General features: G+C 48.1%; 13 protein-coding genes. 7 read left to right on the forward strand and 6 right to left on the reverse strand.

Going from position 1 to position 21,015, the window contains the following annotated elements; all coding sequences use genetic code 11:
- Positions 1-79: 79 nt before the first annotated feature.
- The 4 genes from BMW65_RS15895 (at position 80) to BMW65_RS15910 (ending at position 5,886) form a co-directional block, all read left to right on the forward strand.
- Positions 80-3,130, forward strand: coding sequence for a SusC/RagA family TonB-linked outer membrane protein (locus BMW65_RS15895; protein WP_090606833.1), 3,051 nt, complete (start codon positions 80-82; stop codon positions 3,128-3,130).
- A gap of 13 nt (positions 3,131-3,143) precedes the next feature.
- Entirely contained in the window at positions 3,144-4,574 is a 1,431-nt protein-coding gene (locus tag BMW65_RS15900) for a RagB/SusD family nutrient uptake outer membrane protein (protein ID WP_090606835.1), read from the forward strand.
- Between the two features lie 21 nt (positions 4,575-4,595).
- The gene (locus BMW65_RS15905; RefSeq protein WP_143053904.1) at positions 4,596-5,120 is read left to right on the forward strand and encodes a DUF4843 domain-containing protein; all 525 of its coding nucleotides are present in this window, start codon (positions 4,596-4,598) and stop codon (positions 5,118-5,120) included.
- Positions 5,121-5,226: 106 nt separating this feature from the next.
- Positions 5,227-5,886: a hypothetical protein gene (locus tag BMW65_RS15910; RefSeq protein WP_143053905.1), complete on the forward strand. Its 660-nt coding sequence runs from the start codon at positions 5,227-5,229 to the stop codon at positions 5,884-5,886.
- A 72-nt stretch (positions 5,887-5,958) separates the two neighbouring features.
- On the opposite strand, the gene BMW65_RS15915 is transcribed toward BMW65_RS15910, so the two are convergent.
- Positions 5,959-8,454 (reverse strand): S9 family peptidase, encoded by a 2,496-nt coding sequence (locus BMW65_RS15915; protein ID WP_218145431.1) that lies wholly within the window; start codon positions 8,452-8,454, stop codon positions 5,959-5,961.
- 236 nt (positions 8,455-8,690) lie between these two features.
- Here BMW65_RS15915 and BMW65_RS15920 point away from each other — a divergent pair, with 236 nt between their 5' ends.
- Positions 8,691-9,638 carry a LysR family transcriptional regulator gene (locus BMW65_RS15920; protein WP_090606841.1) on the forward strand — a complete coding sequence of 316 codons (948 nt, stop codon included), beginning with the start codon at positions 8,691-8,693 and terminating at the stop codon, positions 9,636-9,638.
- On the opposite strand, the gene BMW65_RS15925 is transcribed toward BMW65_RS15920, so the two are convergent.
- On the reverse strand, positions 9,613-10,398 hold the full coding sequence (locus BMW65_RS15925; protein ID WP_090606843.1) for a sulfite exporter TauE/SafE family protein: 786 nt from the start codon (positions 10,396-10,398) through the stop codon (positions 9,613-9,615). The two genes, BMW65_RS15920 and BMW65_RS15925, sit on opposite strands and share 26 nt — an antisense overlap.
- Positions 10,399-10,599: 201 nt before the next feature.
- On the opposite strand from BMW65_RS15925, the gene BMW65_RS15930 reads away from it, so the two are divergent.
- Both BMW65_RS15930 and BMW65_RS15935 read left to right on the forward strand, forming a co-directional pair.
- A complete protein-coding gene (locus tag BMW65_RS15930; RefSeq protein WP_090606916.1) occupies positions 10,600-10,971 on the forward strand; it encodes a BlaI/MecI/CopY family transcriptional regulator in 372 nt (123 codons plus the stop codon).
- Between the two features lie 5 nt (positions 10,972-10,976).
- Positions 10,977-12,890 (forward strand): M56 family metallopeptidase, encoded by a 1,914-nt coding sequence (locus tag BMW65_RS15935; protein ID WP_090606844.1) that lies wholly within the window; start codon positions 10,977-10,979, stop codon positions 12,888-12,890.
- A gap of 61 nt (positions 12,891-12,951) precedes the next feature.
- Here the strand turns inward: BMW65_RS15935 and BMW65_RS15940 are convergent, their stop codons facing one another.
- The 4 genes from BMW65_RS15940 to BMW65_RS15955 all read right to left on the reverse strand — a co-directional run bounded on the left by BMW65_RS15940 (position 12,952) and on the right by BMW65_RS15955 (position 20,915).
- Positions 12,952-13,671: a CPBP family intramembrane glutamic endopeptidase gene (locus tag BMW65_RS15940; protein WP_090606846.1), complete on the reverse strand. Its 720-nt coding sequence runs from the start codon at positions 13,669-13,671 to the stop codon at positions 12,952-12,954.
- A complete protein-coding gene (locus BMW65_RS15945; RefSeq protein ID WP_090606847.1) occupies positions 13,664-16,012 on the reverse strand; it encodes an ABC transporter permease in 2,349 nt (782 codons plus the stop codon). The genes BMW65_RS15940 and BMW65_RS15945 overlap by 8 nt, the downstream gene beginning before the upstream one ends.
- 46 nt (positions 16,013-16,058) lie before the next feature.
- Positions 16,059-18,425: an ABC transporter permease gene (locus tag BMW65_RS15950; protein WP_090606849.1), complete on the reverse strand. Its 2,367-nt coding sequence runs from the start codon at positions 18,423-18,425 to the stop codon at positions 16,059-16,061.
- A 123-nt stretch (positions 18,426-18,548) separates the two neighbouring features.
- Positions 18,549-20,915, reverse strand: coding sequence for an ABC transporter permease (locus BMW65_RS15955; RefSeq protein WP_090606851.1), 2,367 nt, complete (start codon positions 20,913-20,915; stop codon positions 18,549-18,551).
- Positions 20,916-21,015 lie beyond the last annotated feature (100 nt).

The raw sequence follows: 21,015 nt of genomic DNA on the forward strand, positions 1-21,015 counted from the left end.
TTTAATTTTTCATCGTTGAATGCTTGTTTGTTTGTGTATTTTGTAAACTCTATTATCTTTTTTAATTAATCAAATTTATATGAAACAAAAACTACTATGTTTCTTCGTGCTCAGCATGGTATTGACAGGGTCAGTCTTTGCGCAAGGTCGAAGAATCACCGGAACGGTGACGTCAGCAGATGATGGTTCGCCCTTATCTGGCGTTTCGGTAATTGTGCGTGGTACGTCATTGGGTGCCCAGACAGACTCGGAAGGGAATTATTCGGTAACGGTACCAAGCGGCGCATCGTCACTGATTTTTCGCATGATTGGCTATGCAGAGCAGGACATTTCATTGGGTGGAAACACAACCATCGATGTCGCTTTAGCGCTGGATGCCTCGGTATTGACCGAAGTTATCGTTACGGGTTACGGTCAGGAAATCAAAAAGCAAAGCTTGACTGGGGCTGTATCGGTGTTGAGTGGCGGGGATATTGAAAATATGCCCACCCAAACCTTCGACCGGGCGCTCCAGGGCCGCTTGGGCGGTGTTCAGGTTACCTCCAGTGGGGGGCAACCCGGGGGTGGTTTGCAGATTAATATCCGCGGAGCGGTGTCGGTAAATGGTAATGCGCAGCCGCTATACATTATTGACGGTGTGCAGATGAACCCGCCGAGTGGTGCTGGAGGCGCATCAAGCGTCACTTCACAGAACATCTTCGCTTCCATCAACCAGGAGGATATTGAGTCCATACAGGTGCTGAAAGATGCGGCAACGGCTTCCATTTATGGTTCGCAAGCGGCAAATGGCGTTGTGATCATCACCACGAAAAAAGGTAAAGTAGGCAAGACCACCGTAAAAGCTAATATCCAGCAAGGTTGGTCGACCAACCCTAACCCGTATAACTTGCTGAGCGGTCCGGATTATTATCGGCTCTACGCACGGGCTTATGCCAACCAATATACGTGGACGCAAGGTAGTCCTGAAGCCGGTGTGCGGGCATTTAATCAGTCGATCTACGGTACCCCTGAATCGCCGGACATTTCGTCCATTCCCAATGTGAATTGGTATGACGCGGTTTTCCGGACAGCCAAGCTTGGCCAGTATAACGTTTCGTTTGCTGGCGGTAGTGAAAAGACGACATTTTTCGTGTCCGGTGGTTATAATTCTACGGAAGGAACGAATATCGGATCCGATTTTACCCGTGGGACGTTCCGGGCTAATTTGACGCATTCGGTGTCAAATAAGTTTTCGATCGAATCGAATATCAGTTTGTCAGGTACCCGGTCACGCGGACCGACGTCTGGCAACGGCTTTTATGTCAACTCGCCGTTTTCAGGAACGCTTTTGGTACCGACATTGAACCCCATTTACAATGAAGACGGTACATGGAACAATGATCTGATCAATGGGTATGGTTACAACATCTTGCAATTGATCGAAGAGCAGAAGCGTTCGACAAATACCTATGCAACGGTCAGCAACATGGCCTTGAATTACGATGTCATTCCTGGCTTACGTTTGAAGGCGTACGCAGGTATCGATTTTTCAGATGCCAATAACTTCACGTATAGCCCCTCGTCTATCCCGCAATTCTTAGCTGTTGGAGGCTCGGGCTCTGAAAACTACCGGCGGAGAATGAACTGGAACACGTCATTGACGGCATCGTTTAACCGGACATTCAATGAAAATCACAATTTCAGCGCGTTGGGTGGATTTGAATACAGGGATTATTCGGATACGGAATTATCCGCTGCCGCGCAGGGATTTGCCAATCCGGCGTTGGAACTGATTAGCCAAGCTGCTACGAATACAAGCTATGGTTCTACTTTCACAGGCTACAGGCTGGCCAGCTTGATTGGTAGTGTCAACTACGATTACAAAGCGAAATACCTGTTGACAGCGAATGTGCGGTACGATGGGTCGTCACGCTTCGGGGCAGATAACAAGTTCGGTTTGTTTGGTGGTGTATCGGCCGGCTGGCGGATATCTGAGGAAACGTTTATGGATCCGCTTTCCTTCCTTGATGAGCTAAAATTGAGAGCCAGCTACGGGATCACGGGTGACCAAAGTGGTATTGGTGACTTTGAGCCCTTGCCATTATTTAGTTCACCGGGAGCTGCCGCTTCCTATAACGGAAGCCCCACGTTGAGACCTTCGCAAATCGCTTCGCTCGCATTGGGTTGGGAAAGCTTGCATTCGTTGAACTTGGGGTTGGATTTTGGATTCTTCAAAAATCGAATCTTTGGTACGTTTGATATTTACAGCAACGATCGGGATAACATGTTGCTGAATCAGCAATTGCCCATGGATTCCGGATACGGATCAGTGACTATCAATGCGGGTAAAGCGCGGATGCAGGGGATTGATATTGAACTCGGTGTGGTGCCATTCCGCTCAAACAGTGGGTTTAAATGGACATCGTCCTTCAATATTGCGTTTGTACGCAGTAAATTACTTGCGTTGAATGACGGCGCCACGGAGGTCAACAACGGTCGCTATGTGGTCGGCAAGCAATTGAATTTGGTGTATTCGCCGATTTGGGCGGGCGTTAACCCTGCTGATGGCCGGGCGATGTACTATGACGCAAACGGCAACATCACCTATTCACCCCAAAGTACTGCTGATCGGAAAATAATTGGCTCGTACAACCCTGATTTTTATGGTGGATGGACCAATACGTTCTCCTACAAAGGCTTTACGCTGGACGCGTTGTTCCAATACCAATACGGTAATACGGCAATGACCCAAACGAATTATGCGCTTGAACTATCCGGTGCATATGGCTACAATGTGCTGCATTCCCAATTGTATGACTCATGGACTACTCCGGGACAAATTGCTACAGTACCCAGGCCTTATTGGGGTGGTGCTGAGCCCGGAAACGTAGCCATAACTACCTTTTCGTCACGCTGGATACAGGATGCTTCTTACATCCGGTTGAAGCAAGTTTCGCTGAATTATGATCTGCCACGCCCTTGGTTATCCAAGATTGGAGTCCAAGGTCTTCAGCTTTATGTGCAAGCATTGAACTTGTTGACAATCACTGAATACACCGGTGAAGACCCGGAAAATACGTCGTATACCGGCAATTTGAACGTCTATCCGCATCCGCGTACCTATACAGTGGGGGCCAATTTTACATTTTAATGTTGAATGAGTTATGAAAATTAAAGTATTAAGTATATATGCGATTTCCGTTGGTCTACTGATGACGGCGTGTGAGAGCATGGTGGAATTAGATCCAAAGAACAATGTGGTTGCAGGGGCCGTTTTTGGGAATTTGTCTGGGGCGCAGGCCGTGCTCAATTCGGCATACAACCGGATGATTCGATCCAATGCATCCTACGGCAGGGACTACGTGCTTATGGGAGATGCCCTTGCTGACAATCTTTTTACCGCCACGCAGTATTCCTCCCAGCGGTGGAATACGGTCAACGTAAATAACATTGGCCAGCACTACAACTCGTGGGAGGTCTGCTACCAAATCATCAATGACCTGAATGAAGTGATAGCGAAAGCGCCGCAAATACCCATTGTCGAGAGCGAACGGAAGAATTTAAACAGCCTGTTGGCGCAAGCGTATACACTTCGGGCGCTGACGTATTTTGATATCGCACGCGCATACGGCTATGAGCCCAACAAAATCCCAACAACTGGCCAAGGTGCGGGATTCGACAGAAGTGCGGTAATCCGGCTTACGCCTACTACAGATGTGGAAAGTGCGCAGCCTATCCGCAGGTCTTCCATCGTAGAAACCTACACCCAGGTGGAAAATGATCTCACTACAGCGATTGGATTGTTTGCGGATGCCACTGAGCCGACGAACTATTACATGACACTCGGTACAGCGTATGCATTGCGGGGCCGATTGAATTTATACTGGGAACGTTGGGAAGCTGCCATCAGTGATTTTGATGATGCTTTTGCCAATTCGGATGCCGAGTTGACGGATGATATCGTATCTGCATTTACCTCGATTAGAAATCCGGAATCGTTTACCCAGCTTTCCGTGGATTACGCTACGCAGGCATTGGGCTCTGGTGATTCGCCTTACGGGTATACGCACCGTCCGGGTTACAATGGAATCCAGACGTTTGGTGGGCAAACACTGGCAAACGAGGTATTTGCGCTGCTTGAAGAAGGTGACGATCGCTTGGGGTTAATCTTTTTTGACGGTGGATTTAATTGGTCCAACAAATACAACGGTGCTGCCGGATTGTATGCCGACCACTTGACCATCATCCGCTACAGCGATGTGTTGCTCATGAAAGCCGAAGCCTTGGCTCAATTGGAGCGATACGGTGAAGCGGCCGCGTTGGTGACCACCTTGCGGAGCAATCGCAACGCCTCGCTCAGCGGTATCCCCACTGGCCCAGCTATTATGAATTACATCAAGGACGAACGTCGGCGTGAGCTGCATTTTGAGGGACAGCGTTGGTTTGATTTGAAGCGGTGGGGAGAGGGAATTACCAAACCTGCACAAGCAACGGGAGCGAGCTTTATCCCATCCGATGATATCCGAATCCTCGCCCGGATACCGGTTACACAGATTACATTGTTTCCGGAGTTACCCCAAAATCCAGGTTATTAATTTTATGATTTGATGAACGATATGAAAAAATTACATGTTAATAGTTTGATGGGTATGCTCTTTGTGTTGCTGGCACTTGGCGGTTGCATGGAAGAGCGGGAGTTGAGATATACCGGACCTACCGTGGTCGAATTCAAAAATCACCTGTTCGGCCGTGTTGCCGGGTATCTTCCAACGGGCGTGTATCCCAACCAATCGGGAACACCAATGACTACCTTGTCCAAATACATCTCTGTTGAAACGCGGGGAAAAGATTCCGTTTTGGTTCAACTCATTGGACCACAACTGTCATCAGATTCCCAAATCGAATTCAGTATTGCCGAAAATAGCACGGCAGTGGAAGGAACGCATTTTGAATTTGAGTCGGCCGGGTCTCGCACCGTTACGCTGCCAGCAAATTCTTCGTCCACTTACATTGTCTACGACTTGATACCAGGCAGTTTGGAAACCGGTGAAACGGTGACATTGCGACTGAACCTGATCGGAAACGACCAGGTTGGTTTTAGTCAGAACTACAGCCAGTTTACCACTTATTTGCGACAATAGTCGTTAGTGACATTTCGCTTGAAATCGGTTGTTAATTGTCCAACAATTAGCAACCGATTTTGGCGTTTGGTACAACCGTATTTTTCACATGATTAACTTGATTATTATGCGTCTATTTTTTACGTTATCATGTTATCTCCTTGGCTTGCCTTTCTTAAGCGGGCAGGTGGTGGAGCATGTCAACGGAACCGTTGTCACGGAGAAGCAGTATACAGACATCCAGGGTAACCCGTACCTGTTTAACGGATGGCGAAAAGGGGAAGTGACCTTAACTGGCAATGAAAAGTTTACGGGGCTAAACCTGAAATACGACCAGGTCAATGACGAGGTGCTATACGAAGGCAAAGGAGGTAATGATTATCACTTTGCTAAGCAGGTGGTTGCATTTTCCATCGTTGCTGATGACGGTGAATCGGCATCCTATCGTAACGGGTTTGGTGCATACGAAAAGTTAGGCAACAACGCGTTTTACCAAGTACTTTACGATGGTAAGGTGAAATTTCTGAGAAAGGAAGTCAAGACCATTGTGGAACGTATCGTATACGGTTCGGCCAATGCCAATAAACTGGTACAACGATCGGAACGCTATTTTATTAAGCTGGAAGGGAAAACATTGGCTGAGGTCAAGCGCGATCGAAAATCCCTACTTGCCTTTTTGGGACCGGAAAAATCCGGTGATTTGGGAGCCTTTATCGACCGGGAAAAGCTGAAATTCAAATCGGACGAGGACGTCATCAAATTACTGCAGTATTTCGAGGGGATGTAGATGTAATAAGGGGGCCACTTCATTGCAGCCCCCTTTATTATTTTCACGATATACGTTGGACGCAATGGTCCGCTACCTTGTTTTCGGAATTTCCCTGTTCATTTCCACCATGTCGACGCTGTCACTAGCGGAGTTGCCCAGCAGGTGTTGGCTAAAGTAATCGCCCATCTTCCAGAAGAAGTACTCCATCATGTTGGCGTACCCATGTTGCTGGCCGGGCATCAACAGGAAATCGAATCGTTTATTCGCTTTGATAAGTGCTTCGGCCATCTGGATGGTATTGGCGGGATGGACATTGTTGTCTACATCTCCGGTAGATAATAACAGATGCCCTTTGAGGTTTCGGGCAAGCTCGCTATTTTTTGCAATACTGTAGATGAATGTGGTGTCGCCTTTTGGCGTGATTCGCTCGGTCACCCCATGGTGCCGTTCGCTCCATCGACGGTTATAAATGTTGTTTTCATGGTTTCCTGAGCCGGAGACCGCTACCTTAAAAAAGTCAGGGTATACCAACATGGCTGCGGTAGACATAAATCCGCCGCCGGAGTGACCGGTAATACCTACGCGATTGATGTCTATAAAGGGATACCTGTCGGCAAGTTGCTCGGCAGCAGCTTTTTTATCCGCCAGCCCATAGTCCCGGAGATTGCCGTAGCCATAGGTGTGGTACCACTTAGACCGATTGGGATGCCCTCCTCTGTTGCCTATGGTGATAACGACAAAGCCAAACTGTGCCAGCCGATCTACCCGATCCATGCTACGTCCAAAAGCCTTATTGACCGATTCGGTTTGCGGGCCTGGGTACACATACTCAATGATGGGATAACTGCGCGTGGAATCGAAGTCAAATGGTTTGTACATCACACCGTAAATGTCGGTAATCCCGTCATCGGATTTTACCTTAAAAGGTTCTGGGAATTTGTAACCGGCTTCGAATAGCCTGGAAAGATCTGCGGTTTCCAAATCCATGATTTTTTGCCCGGCACTGTTGTATAGTACCGATACCGGTGCAGTATTCACGCGTGAAAAGTTGTCTACGAAAAACTGGTTGTTTTCGTCCATGTTTGATTGATGGTCAAAATCACCGGGGTTCAACAACTTCATGCCGCTGCCGTTGAGGTTGACGCTATAAAGATGCATGTAATAGGGATCCTCGTTGGGCTCGCGTCCGTTGGCTGCAAAATAGAGTGTCCGTGTTTTTTCATCTACTCCCACAACGTTTGAACTGAAGAATTCACCCGAAGTGATTTGGTTTTTTAAATTACCTTGCCTGTCATAGAGGTAAAAATGACCCCAGCCGTCGCGTTCTGACCAAAAAACAAACTCCTCGCCATTGTTGATCAGTTCGGGCTGCTGAACGTCTTGGTAGGTATTGGAACGTTCTTCGACGAGGATATCGACCGTTCCGTCAACGCCGACAGTGCCCATGTCTATGCGCTTCATATCACGGCTGGTGCGCGCGAAATAAAAACGTTCATTGGTGCCCAGCCAGGTGGTGATCCGGATTTCGTCGTTGTTTCTTCCGAATCCAAATCCACCTTGAGACTGATTGTCAGTCCACAGGGAAAGCGTCTGGTTTTTAAACGCAGAGACATCAATGCGTCTTGGTTTTTTTGTGGCAAAATCGAAGATATATAATTCTTGTTCGGTGCTGTCGACTTCTCCGGGCATTTGATACTTATACGTTTCGAGGGTGGGTCGTTTCCCTCCGACATTATTGATCACCCACAGGGGATTGATTCCGCGATTGTCTTTTTTAGTCACCACAAAATGGCGGCCATCTGGCGACCAGATGATCCGTGCACTTCGACGTTCTTCCTTCGGATCTTTATCGCCAGTGGTTGTATTATTGGGATCGCCACCCCAAGCATAGTATTGAATGCCATCCGTGGTAATCTGATGCTCTACGATGGTACTGTCTTTTTCATTCTTTTTTGCTTTGGCGTAGTTTTCCCGATCCATCCAGTAGAGATTGTAGTTGCGGGCGAATATCACCGTATTGGTATCCGGCGAAAACGATGCCCATGAGGGGTGAGGTTTCGGTTTAAGGGAATCTGCAAGTTCAGTAAGCTGCCGTGTAGCTAAATCGTATTCAAAATAAAATACTTTCTTTTTCAGCGAATCCGACTTGTTGGTGGTTTTGGCAAGCTCTTCCTTGGTCTTTAACGTGTCTTTCGTGCTGTTTACCTCAAAACGGATCTTTCGTTCATCTTCGGTAAACTTCAGGCCGCGCAGTTCAATGTGCTGTGCGTCAAACGGATCTTTTACGATACGGGTGAGCTGAGTCGCAAGTTGGGCATTGTCAAATAATTTCTGCTTGGTACGTGCTGCTGGGTCGACAATGTACCATTGCTGTCCGGCCGTGGTTTCATAGGAATACCAAAACCGATTGGTTTTTTCCAGCCAATTGGGATTTACCGAGGTGGAAAAGATTAGTTTGCGTAGCTTTTCCGGTGAAAATTTGGCGGCCAGTTGGTAGTTGGCACTTGGGGGCTGGGGGATCTGTTGGCAGAATCCATCTATAGATACGAAAAGTATCCATAGCATTAGGTAATTTTTTATACTCATAAAAATTATTTGGTTAATTATATATAAATAGTCGGTAAATTATTAGTTTTCGCGGTAATTTCGTTTAATAATTATGTAATATTCACGTGAAGGTTGGTTATGTACTAAAATTGTGATATACGGTGCCAAAATTCGATAGAAATGGCTGGCAAAAGTTTGTGCTGTAATTGCTGATTCTTCAACAATAACACCCTATTTTTGCATGTCTATTCGACATATTTTATTTATAACAACGCATGTTATCTACAAGCCATAGGGTGTTTTTGGAAGTGGCTACCCACCTCAGTTTTTCCAAGGCAGCAAAGTCGCTGTTCATGAGCCAACCGGCTGTTAGCCGGCACATCAAGCTGTTGGAAGAGCAATATAAGTTTGCGCTGTTTGCGCGCTCGTCAACAGGCATCCAATTAACATCGGTAGGTGAAAGGGTTTACCATTACCTGGCTGAAGCACAGGAACTTCAACGGAAAATCGATTATGAAATCAGCGCATTGCAGTCAGAGCAGGCGGCAAAGGGAAACCTTTTAATTGGTGCCAGTACGACGGTATCGCTGTACATCATCCCGTCCTTGGTATCCGGTTTCTTACAGGAGTTTAAAAAGGTATTCATCCGGGTGGTCAACCGGAATATGGAGCATGTCATCCATGCGCTGATGAATAAGGAGATAGACCTCGGCATTGTCGAAGTGGATAACAAACTCGGGGCATTCAGCTATGATTATTTTACGTCCGATCGTATCATCGTAGTCTGTTCGCCATTGAATCCGATCACACGTAAAGATGCGTTCTCATTGGATGATTTAGTGAAGGCACCCGTAGCGCTACGAGAGAACGGCTCGGGAACCCTCGCTGTGGTGCAGCGTGAACTAAGCAAAGTCGGTATATCCATTTCGGACTTGAATACACAAGTAAGGTTGGGGGGCACCGAGGCGCTCAAGAATTACCTGTTGGCGGATCGTTGCATCGGATTTATCCCCCAAAAAGCCGTTATGCGGGAGTTGGCCAGCGGTGAACTGGTGGAACTCCCGGTCCCCGGGCTTACATTCGAGCGGGATTTTTTCTTCGTACGGCGGAAGGGTGATGATTTTGAACTGACCAAGCGATTTATCCGATTCTGCAAGCAACACACCTCAATCGATGCGCTCCCCGTTAAAACGGATCTTAATGCAATTCCTGAAGTAGGATAAAGACAGCCATGCTGATAACCAGCCATCCGAATCCTTTTTGAAGCTGCGGACCGGACACCTTGTTGGAGGCTATTAATCCCAGGGATAGCCCCAGCGTGGCCAAGGCGGTAAAGGTAAGCAGGAAGGGCCATTCGATCGCCGGGTTGGGTAAGCTGCCCAGAAAGCCGATGAAGGTATTGGTGGCTACGATGAATAGTGTAGTACCCATGGCCTTTTGCACGGAAAGGTTGCCGAGGAATATCAACGCAGGAATAATGAGGAAACCGCCGCCATTGCCTACCAAACCACCCAAGCTGCCAATAATAATGCCTTCCAACAGGAATAGGGGCAATGTTTTTGCAAGTGGTTTTGGAGCGGCAGCATGTGTTGACGATTTTCGCCGCACCATGGAAATGCCCGCACCAAGCATTAGCGTGGCAAACAGCAAGAGGACGCCGACAGGTTTTTCCAGGGAAAAATCGCCGATACGGACAACAGGATCGGGTATCAGGGGCAGCAACCATTTCCGCGTCAGGTACAACGATACCACGGAAGGCATGCCGAAGACCCATACCATCGGCCAGTCGACCAACTGCGCTTTCCACTTGCTTGCCACGCCGATAAAACTGGTGGTGCTCACCATAAACAGCGAATAGGTAGTAGCAAGCAGTGGGTTGATGTGGAAGAGGTACACAAATGATGGGATGGCGAGTAATGCGCCCCCACTTCCGGTAAGACCGATAATCAGGCCAATCACCAAGGCCGAGCTGTATGCGATCATGCAACAAAATTTGCCGCAAAGCTATAGACTGGCGGTATATGCCGGCGTTCGAAATTTGTTATCGGCCATAAGCGGTTGTTATGGGAATGTTATGTCTTCTTTAAGTTTGTGAACGGATTGGCTATAGGAAATTGTGTAAAAAATATTTTTGATTTTACGAATAACTTCGTACTTTTGAAATACGAAATAAATCGTATAAAAATGGCACAGATAAAACCGACAGAAAGTGAACTGGAAATTTTACAGATTTTATGGGAGAAAGGAGAGTCCAGTGTACGGGATGTCCATGAAATCTTATTGAAAACTAAAGACGTAGGGTATACAACCACGTTGAAGATTATGCAAATCATGCATGAGAAGGGATTGGTGAACAGGGATAGTTCGGCGAGGACACACATCTATACGGCTAATGTGGGTCGGGAATCAACGCAGCAGCATCTGTTGGATAAAATGATAACCCAGGTGTTTAACGGGTCGGCCGCGCGGCTGGTCATGCATGCATTGGGCAACAACAAGGCCAGTGCGGAAGAAATAGCGGAAATTAAAAAGTATCTCGATAATTTAGAAAAGTAACCGCCATGGAAAATTTTGTTCCATTGATTTTTAACGGATTGGGATGGGCGATCGTACACTCCCTATGGGTAGGAGCCATCCTTTACGGTTCCCTAATGCTGGTTTTCCAATTTGGAAATTGGCGAGCCAAGACGAAATCATTGTTGCTGGCAATAACACTGTCCGTACTTCTGGCTTTTTTTTGCCTGACGTTTTTATACGGTTTGATAGACCGATCGTTAAGTGCATCTGCAACGATTACGGACGTCGATATCTTCCTTCTTCAATCGTTTGATTATGAACAATCGGTAACGCTCAAAACACATATTGAACGTTATTTTCCCGTGGTCATCGCTTTTTATATCCTCGGCGTTTTTTTGCAGGCTGTATTGGTCATCAATGGTTTTCGGAAATTGCGTATCATCCGGAAACAGGGCTTGCTGGACGTACCCGGACCGTGGAAGACACTATTGACCAGTATAAAACTGCGGTTGGGACTTCGTACACCCATTGCCTTCCACCTTTCTACGCTGGTGGATGTCCCCATGGTAGTTGGCCACTTGAAGCCCATCATCTTATTTCCCATGGCTGTTTATACCGGCATGCGCATGGAGCAGGTGGAAGCCGTGCTTATCCATGAATTGGCACACATCAAGCGGAACGATTACCTGATAAACCTCATTAAAACGATAACGGAAACGTTGCTGTTTTTCAATCCTTTTGTCTGGCTCATCGGCAAGGCGCTGGAGATGGAAAGGGAAAACGCGTGCGACGATGTGGTGGTGGACCTTACCGCCAAGCCCGTGTATTATGCACGGACACTCCTGTGGTTGGAGGAACAACGACAGCAACCCAGCCCCAGCTTGGCCTTGCAGGCCGTAAGCAAGAAAAAACAATTGTTACACCGGATTCAACGAATGACTAACATGAACAAAAATTATTTGAACGCCAAGCATAAACTGGCTGTCCTGACATTGATGCTCGGCTGCATCGCGTCGCTCGCTTGGGTGAAACCTTTTATAAAGGATACAGCACCAACTGAAACGGCTGAGTTACTATCTACTACCGTTGGTGAGCAGACCAGCTTTCCAGCGGATTCCGCAAAGGCAGTGACGTTTCAGGCGGTGGCAAGTGATACGGTGCCCGTGGGTAAAGAACCGTACATTACGTTCATTGGTAAAGATAGCGATGCGCTGATCTTCGACAAATACGAAGACCTTCCTGACAGCCTAAAAGAGAAAGTAGATCACCGTCGTTACTTAGCCGACTCCCTCCGCATTATGTACAGCTCATCCGCTTGGAAAGAGAAAATGGAAAGAATGCGATTGTCAAAGGAAGAACGGGATAAAATGACCGCCCAGGTGCACCAGCATATGGATTCGTTAAACACGCTTTTCGAGTCAAAAGAATGGAAGGAAAAATTTAGCGCCATCGCACAAAATACGGATGTCATCCGTAGGCAAACCGATTCCATCCGCGCTTATTTTGACTCGTCTACATGGAAGGATAAACTGAAAGCGCATGCAGATTCGCTAAGCGCATTTTTCAATTCTTCGGAGGGCAAAAAGGCAAGGGAGCGATTGAAGCAACAGCTGGAAGAAAATAAAATTAATGCTACAGAGTGGCGGGAAATGATTATCCAGCAAGACCGGATTACGCAACGATATTTGGATTCCATTAGGACCTACCTCAATTCGCCGGAGTGGAAAAGCAAGATGAATCAATGGAATAAAGAATCAAAGGGCAACGATACCACGCTGGTATGGCCGACGATGACTATCACTATAAAAAAACACCAAGAAGCATTAGCATCCCTTCAGCAGCAATATGCAAGCATCAATGAGGATAAAGCACGGCGGTATTATCGGGTGCTCGAACATCATCAAAAGCGATATATAGACGGTAGCATCAAACCGTGGTTTGATCTGAATAACCGATAACTTTACGCTGCTCAAAACATGAAGTTTAGTAAAGTCTTGTCAGAATAGCCTGTTTATGAAACTATTTTATTGACAGATCTTCACGATCAGGAATCTGCCGTAGGCTCCTATTCCAGAAGACGGTGATGAGGATCCAAATGACAATACATGTGATGGTAACCTGCATATCCCGCAAAATCATCAGGGCATGGATGGAAGCGGCCACGAGCAGGGAGTTGGTTTTGTCCGTGGCATAAGCCATGATGATCGATACGACAATACATAGCAGGACAAAAATATGAAGTCCGCCAAATGAGTCAAAGCTGTCGAAAATAAGCAGGTGCCAAAATCCCCAAAGTATGCCGGTGATAATGCCTTTCAGCCAAAAAGACGTAGTGCCCAATTTGTCATTTAGGAACCCGCGCCAGGCGCTTTCTTCAAACAGGTCATAAATCAATGTCGATAGGCAAGTTATAAATGCCCATAGGTGCGGGTTGACGCCGAGATTATTGGTGAATCCGACGACGGTATAGGCGATTAAAAAAATACTGCTAAAGAGCAGGCTGCTCACGGGCCTGTTGCCCAGCAGTGTGGTTCGCCGTTTTGTTTTGAAAAGACGGTAAGCGAGGATACTGGCAAGTAACAACCCAATACCGTGATTCCAATTAAAAGGGACTTTGAGGTCAAACAACCGTATCCAAACTTCCCTGATTATATTCGGAAACTGGATTAGCAAATACGTTAGTCCACAGGCCAGCAGGTAAAAGAGGACGATGTTGGCCCATTTTATTTTGTCATTCATCTCTTAGGCTTCTGGTTGGGTTGGCTAACGCCGCCTTAATGGCCTGTGAGCTCACGGTGAGCAGGGCGATGAGGAGAACACCGAGGCCAATGGCCGCAAACACCCACCAGTAGATATCGGTATGGTAGGTGAATTTCTTGAGCCAACTATCCATTGCCCAATAGGCGATGGGAAAGGCCACGAGGCAGGCAATGCCGACGAGCGTCAGAAATTCCTTGTTGAGCAGGTTGACCAGCGACAGCACCGATGCGCCCAACACCTTGCGGACCCCGATTTCCTTGGTGCGGTTTTCGGCCATGTAGGCAGCAAGGCCAAATAGGCCAAGGCACGAGATGAAAATGGTAAGGAAGGTAAAGAGGCCTGCGATGTTGCCCAGTTGTTGGGTATCACTGAATTTTGCGGCATACTCCTGATCGATGAAACTGTAATTAAACGGTTCATTGGGATTGTATGCTTTCAGGATTTGCCGGGTTTTGTCCAGCGCTGCCTGTGTGGGCAAGTCCGGGTTGAATTTGATGTGCATAATCGAAAACCAGCTGCTGGCACCGTACATGACGATAGGCCGGATCCGTTCAAAAGGAGATCCCATAATAACGTCTTTTACTACACCCACAATGTGCCAGTCCTGCTCGTGGTCGCGGATGGTTTTGCCAATGGGGTCGTCAAAGCCCATGGCGTGTTGTGCGGACTCGGTAATCAGTGCCGCATTGGAATCGGTAGGGAATTTGGTGAGATCGAGATCCCGACCTTGCACCAGTTCCATGCCGAGGGTCGTCACGGCGCCTTCATCGACATGGAGGCGATCAAACGTCTGGCTGTTATCGGGTGCCTTTCCGTCCCAATAAATCATGCCGTTGCTCCAGATGCTGGTGACGGGGGAGATGCTGCGGGTAATCGACGTGGCTACGTTGTCATTGAGCAACGCATGCTTAATCAACGAAAAATTTTTGGCAATGTCGCCCGATAGGAAGACATAAATGAGGTTGTTTTTGTCGTAGCCGTTCTGGCGATCCTGCGCATGCTGGATTTGCTGCCGGATGATGAAGGTGGCCACCATGAGGATGATGGCGATGGTAAATTGCAGCACCACCAACGCCTTGCGGGGGTTAACCGCCTTGTTGAACCCTTTGAACGTGCCTTTGAGCACCTTCACCGGCTTAAACCCGGAAAGGAAGAAGGCCGGATAACTTCCCGAGAGGATTCCCGTAAATAGGATAACCCCCAGGATACCTGCCCAGAGCGGGACACTGCTGAAGTCGATGGCCAGTTGTATACCTACAAACTCACCGAAAGCAGGGAGGCTCACCAGTACAATGGCTACGGATAGCATGCCCGCGAGTGAAGCCAACAGGATGGACTCGGTGAGGAACTGACCGATGAGCACATGTCGCCGTGCACCGACGACTTTCCGTACACCTACCTCTTTGGCGCGTTTTTCGGAGCGGGCAGTGGATAGGTTCATGAAATTGATGCAGGCAATGAGCAGGATAAATACAGCAATAGCTGTGAAAAGCTGGACCATTTCAATGCGCCCTCCGGCAAGGTGGCCGTTTTCAAATTCGGAGTGCAACCACCAATCTGGAAAGGAATGGAGGAAAATTTCGAATTTCGTGTCGCCGTTTTTGATGGAAACGTTTTGGATGTTTTGGTTGACTCTGGCCAACTGCACTTGGGCAGCAAGCTCCACATAGGTGGTCACGGAATTGTTGTGCCACAGGTCGTCCGACCAACCGATGCGTTCCATGTACGTCCACGGCAGGAGGTAGTCAAACTTGAACCGGGTATTGGTGGGCAGGTTTTTCAGCACGCCCGACACCGTGGCGTAATCCGCGCTGTCGATGCGCACCTGTTGCCCCAGTACGTCCGTTTTGCCAAACAGCCGCATAGCAAGGGCTTCGGTGATGACGATGTCGTTGGCATGGGATAACGCCATCATGGGGTTGCCGGCAACGAGCGGGAAATCAAACATCGAAAGGAACGTGCTGTCTACAAACGCGCCCCCGGCATTAGCTTGGGTCTCCTCCACGGTAAAGAGGAAGCCTGTGCCGGAATAGCGGGTGACCTGTGCGATCTCTGGATAATCGGCAACAAGCGCAGGCCCCAAGGGTTTTGGGGTGTTGGGCCAGCAGCGGAGTTCGTTGTTCAGCATGCCGCGGTTCATGGCTACATACAGGCGGTCACCCTTGGTATGGAAGCCGTCGACACTCCGTTCGTGTTTCACCCACAACAGGATGAGCAGAGCGCTGGCTAAACCAAGGGCTAACCCGGCGATATTCAGGATGGAAAAACCTTTGCGCTTGCCAAGGTTTCTCCATGCGATTTTAAAGTTGTTTGTTGTCATAGTGTTGAGCTATAGGCAGTAAGCTTTAGGCTTTCTGCATAGTAAATCATTCATCCCGCAGGCTTTTGGTCGGATTCATTAACGCCGCCTTGATGGCCTGCGAACTCACGGTAAGCAGCGCGATAACCAACGCTCCAACCCCTGCCAGGGCAAACACCCACCAATGCAGGTCGGTATGGTATTGGTAATCGCTCAGCCAGTCGCTCATCAGCCACCAGGCGATGGGGAAGGCCACGGCGCAGGACACCAATACGAGTATGACGAACTCGCGGTTGAGCATGCCTACAAGCGATGCTACTGAAGCCCCCAATACTTTACGGATACCCATTTCCTTGGTACGCCGTTCGGCAGTGAAGGCGGCGAGGCCAAACAGGCCGAGGCAGGAGATGATGATGGACAGCACGGCGAATACACCGGCCAGCTTTTGGATGAGCATTTCGGATTTGAATTTCTGATCGAACAGGTCATCCAGAAAATTATATTCAAACGGGTATTCTGGATTAAAAGTTTTGATTGTTTTTTCAATTTCCACGACAGTTTTGCCAAGATCTACACCAGCCTTCGTACGGATATTCATTACGCCATTGGCCGACTGCATGGGATAGAACAGCAAAGGATCTGCCGGTGTGTACACGTTGTTGTACACGAAATCCTTAACAACACCGATGATGGTCAATGGATTGTCGCTTCCCCACCATACCGACTGTCCGGCTACTTTGCCGTCGGGTTTGATTACCTTGGCAAACGCTTCATTGATGATAATGCTGGTACTATCGCCCAGCATGTTCGGTCGGTAATTTCGACCGTCTACCAATTGCAATCCCATGGTCGGGATAAAATCGGCGTCGGTCTGCATAAAGCCAACGAGCATATTCATATTGGGATCTTTACCTTCCCAATCCGGAGCACCACCGTTGCTGTAGATGCTCAGGATGTTCAGATTGCTCAGTCCCACCTGTTCCACTCCGGGAATCTGCTGTAGTTGGGTCTTTATGGCCGCTATACGGTCCGGCATATTGCCCAGTATGGACGTGGTCAGTAGTTGACTGCGGTCAAAGCCCATATCCCTGTCTTTCACGTATTTTATCTGTTGGTATATAATAGATGTGCAGGTAATCAAGGTGATGGAAGCTGCATATTGAAGTATCACCAAGCCCCTGCGGATAAAGCTTGTCGCACCCGCCTTTTGTTTGTCGCCTTTCAATGTGCTTATTGGATTGAAGGAAGAAAGATAAAATGCGGGGTAAATGCCAGACAGCGTACCACAGACTAAGACAATGCCGGCCAAGAATAGCAAGTGGGTCGGGCGGAACAGGTCAATGATCAATTGCTTTTCTACCAAGTTGTTGAAAGCGCCAATAGCGAGGTGGCTTATGCCGACTGCCAATAGGGAAGACAATGTGGCCAGCATGACCGATTCTGCCAAAAACTGTATGATGAGTGATGATCGTTTTGCCCCTACCACCTTGCGCATGCCTACTTCCTTGGCCCGCTTCTCTGAACGGGCAGTGGCTAGATTCATAAAGTTGATGCAGGCGATGAGCAGCACTATCCAGGCCACTATGCTGAACAGCCGCACGTACTTGATGCGCCCTTCCTGTTCCACTCCGTCCTTGAAGCTGTTGTACAAGCGCCACCGCTCCATGGGATAGAGAAAGTTGCTGGAGGTAGGGTGCTCATCGCTCTGTTTCTCGGCAATGAAGTGATGTAGCTTGCTGTTGGCGGCAGTCAAGTCTGCATTGGGCTTCAGCAGAACAATGGTATTGGTCGAATTGCTGCCCCAATTTTGCAAATCCCTATTGGTACGCTCATAATTTTTAAACGGTATGAGCCAGTTGAAGCGGATGGAGCTGTTGTTGAGCATATCTTCCACCACGCCTGTTACCGTATAGCTCTCCCCGTTATCGACCTTTACCGTTTTTCCAAGGGCACTGTCATTTCCGAACAAACGCTTGGCCATAGAAGAAGAAATGACCAATGAATTGATGTCCTGAAGCGCTGTTTTTCTATCTCCTTCCAGAAAATTTAGGGAAAAGATGTGGATGAAAGCGGGATCCACATAGGCGCCGGTTTGGTTCAGGTTTTTATCGCCTATACTAAACAGCTTGGACCTGCGGTCATCTACGCGCGTTGCATCGGCTATTTCCGGAATCTCTGCCTTGATGGCATCCGCCAATTTGCCGGGGGTAGCGGCAAAAACAAAGGTGTTTTCGCCGTAGTGCTGCTCTGATTTTACCTCGTAAATGAGTGCCTTATTCGGAAAATGATCATCAAAGTTCACTTCATCCTCCACCCACAAAAAAATGAGTGAAGCGGCAGTAATGCCCACTGCCAGTCCGAAGATATTGAGGAAACTGTACCCCCGAGTTTTCCAGAGGTTACGGAAGGTGGTTTTGAAATAGTTCTTGATCATTTTTTAGCTATTAAACAACAGACATTAGACAACAGACTTGCCTATCTTTATTCCTTAATCCTTTTTGCTATCAGCTTTCGGCCTAATGCTTGCAGCGTGTAGCCTACAGCTTACTGCTGTAAATCATTCATCCCGCAAGCTCTTCGTCGGATTCGTCAATGCGGCTTTGATCGCTTGCGAACTCACAGTGAGCAGGGCGATAACCAATGCTCCGCCACCGGCCAATGCAAATACCCACCAGTGCAGGTCGGTGTGGTACTGGTAGTTGCCAAGCCAGTCGCTCATGATCCACCACGCAAGGGGGAAGGCCAAGGCACAGGATACCAATACGAGCACGACAAATTCCCTGTTGAGCAATCCGACCAGCGACGATACGGATGCGCCGAGCACTTTGCGAATGCCCATTTCCTTCGTACGCCGTTCGGCGGTGAATGCGGCAAGGCCAAACAGGCCGAGGCAGGAGATGATGATAGATAGCACGGCAAATACGCCGGCGAGCCTTTGGATAAGCATCTCGGATTTAAATTTCTCGTTAAAGACATTATCCAAAAAATCGTACTCAAAGGGATATCCCGGATTATTGGCTTTGATAATTTGCTCGATTTGGGCTACCGTCTTGGCGAGGTCTACGCCAGCTTTCGTCTTGATGTTGATGACACCGGAAGACGAACCGAAAGGATGGAAAAACAGTGGTTCGGACGGTGCATACATATCGTTATAGACGAAATCATTGACTACGCCGATGATGGTGTAGTGGATATCATTCCATTCCATGGTTTGTCCGGTCACCGCTCCGTCCGGTTTGATCAGCTTGGCAAAGGTTTCATTGATGATGACACTGGTGCTGTCACCCAGAAGACCCTGACGGAAATTACGGCCTTCTATCAACTTCATGTCCATGGCAGGAATAAAATCGGCATCGGCAAGTAGAAATCCAACAAGCACTTGGCTGTTCGGGTCTTTCCCCGCCCAGTCCGTGCCACTGGTGTTGTTGCCAATGTTAAGCACGGTTGTGTTACTCAACCCTACGTGTTCTATATTCCCTGTCGCCATCAGTTGGTTCTTGATAACGTCGATATGTTTATGCATATCGCCGCGTAGTTGGGTGGTCAACACCTGGCTGCGATCGAAACCCATGTCACGACCTTTCACGTGCTGGATTTGCTGGAAGATGATGGCGGTGCATATGATGAGTATAATGGATGCTCCATATTGGAGCACCACTAGTCCGCGACGGATGAACCCCGCTGCTCCGGCTTTTTGCTTAGCCCCTTTCAACGTCGTGATGGGATTAAAAGACGAAAGGTAAAATGCAGGATAGCTCCCTGAAATGAGGCCGCAAATAAGTACGATCCCGATAAGGAAAGCGAGGTGCATGGGATCAACCAACTCAATGGTCAACTCCTTTTCGACAAGGTTATTGAACGCACCGATGGAGAAATAAGCGAGCCCAATAGCGAGTAATGCTGACAATGTTGCCAAAATAATGGATTCCCCAAGGAATTGCCCAATTAGGGATTTTTTGGTAGCTCCCACGACCTTGCGCATGCCCACTTCTTTTGCCCGCTTTTCGGAGCGGGCGGTGGTGAGGTTCATAAAATTGATGCAAGCGATGAGCAGCACCACCCATGCGATGATGCTGAACAGTTTTACATACTTGATACGGCCTTCCTGCTCATTGCCGTTTTGGTCAAAACTGTTGTACAACCGCCACCGTTCCATGGGATAGAGAAAGTTATAAGTGCCAAGCTTGTCGGATCCGGATTTGATAATGGCGAAATCATAGAGTTTCCTGTTGACTTCGTTGAGGTCTGCGGTAGGCTCCAACTGGAAGAATGTGAGTAATCCGATGTTGTTCCAAGTCGTTGTCCAATTGTTCCAGCTTTCATAGGCTTCAAATGGAATGAGCCAGTCAAATGGGTATGTGCTGTTTTTCGGTAAGTCTTTTACTACGCCGGTGATGACATAGTTTTCACTGTTGTTGACCCGCACCGTTCTTCCGAGTGCCGGTTCTTTGCCGAAAATTCGCTCGGCAGTGGCCTGCGTGACGATCATGTTATGAACGTCGGTCATGGCGGTCGCCCGATTGCCTGCTACAAACTCAAGCGAAAAGATGTCCATGAAGTCCGGGTCGACAAAACGGCCATTTTGATACATGTTGTTGTCACCGATAGTAAATACATAAGGTGTAGTGTTGGCCGCACGAGCGGCATATTGAATGCCTGGGATCTCGGCCTTGACGGCAGGTGCCAGCGGCCCGGAATTGGCGTCAAACACATAGGACACTCCTTCATAGATCTGCTTGGACTTAGAGATGTAGGTGTTTTCCTTATCCGGGAAGTGGGCATTGTAACTCATCTCGTCCTCCACCCACAAAAAAATGAGTGAAGCGGCAGTAATGCCCACTGCCAGTCCGAAGATATTGAGGAAACTGTACCCCCGAGTTTTCCAGAGGTTACGGAAGGTGGTTTTGAAATAGTTCTTGATCATTTTTTAGCTATTAGACAATAGACATTAGACAACAGACTTGCCTATCTTTATTCCTTAATCCTTTTCGCTATCAGCTTTCGGCCTAATGCTTGCAGCGTGT

Origin of the sequence: Parapedobacter koreensis (assembly GCF_900109365.1) — a bacterium.
In the GTDB taxonomy this organism is placed as follows: Bacteria; Bacteroidota; Bacteroidia; order Sphingobacteriales; family Sphingobacteriaceae; genus Parapedobacter; species Parapedobacter koreensis.

Bases quoted from the DNA above. Each gene is read 5' to 3' on its own strand.
- BMW65_RS15930 (WP_090606916.1), top strand. From the start codon at position 10,600: ATGGCACAGATAAAACCGACAGAAAGTGAACTGGAAATTTTACAGATT.
- BMW65_RS15925 (WP_090606843.1), bottom strand. From the start codon at position 10,398: ATGATCGCATACAGCTCGGCCTTGGTGATTGGCCTGATTATCGGTCTT.
- BMW65_RS15900 (WP_090606835.1), top strand. From the start codon at position 3,144: ATGAAAATTAAAGTATTAAGTATATATGCGATTTCCGTTGGTCTACTG.
- BMW65_RS15955 (WP_090606851.1), bottom strand. From the start codon at position 20,915: ATGATCAAGAACTATTTCAAAACCACCTTCCGTAACCTCTGGAAAACT.
- BMW65_RS15950 (WP_090606849.1), bottom strand. From the start codon at position 18,425: ATGATCAAGAACTATTTCAAAACCACCTTCCGTAACCTCTGGAAAACT.
- BMW65_RS15905 (WP_143053904.1), top strand. From the start codon at position 4,596: ATGAAAAAATTACATGTTAATAGTTTGATGGGTATGCTCTTTGTGTTG.
- BMW65_RS15940 (WP_090606846.1), bottom strand. From the start codon at position 13,671: ATGAATGACAAAATAAAATGGGCCAACATCGTCCTCTTTTACCTGCTG.
- BMW65_RS15910 (WP_143053905.1), top strand. From the start codon at position 5,227: ATGCGTCTATTTTTTACGTTATCATGTTATCTCCTTGGCTTGCCTTTC.
- BMW65_RS15920 (WP_090606841.1), top strand. From the start codon at position 8,691: ATGTTATCTACAAGCCATAGGGTGTTTTTGGAAGTGGCTACCCACCTC.
- BMW65_RS15915 (WP_218145431.1), bottom strand. From the start codon at position 8,454: ATGAGTATAAAAAATTACCTAATGCTATGGATACTTTTCGTATCTATA.
- BMW65_RS15945 (WP_090606847.1), bottom strand. From the start codon at position 16,012: ATGACAACAAACAACTTTAAAATCGCATGGAGAAACCTTGGCAAGCGC.
- BMW65_RS15935 (WP_090606844.1), top strand. From the start codon at position 10,977: ATGGAAAATTTTGTTCCATTGATTTTTAACGGATTGGGATGGGCGATC.
- BMW65_RS15895 (WP_090606833.1), top strand. From the start codon at position 80: ATGAAACAAAAACTACTATGTTTCTTCGTGCTCAGCATGGTATTGACA.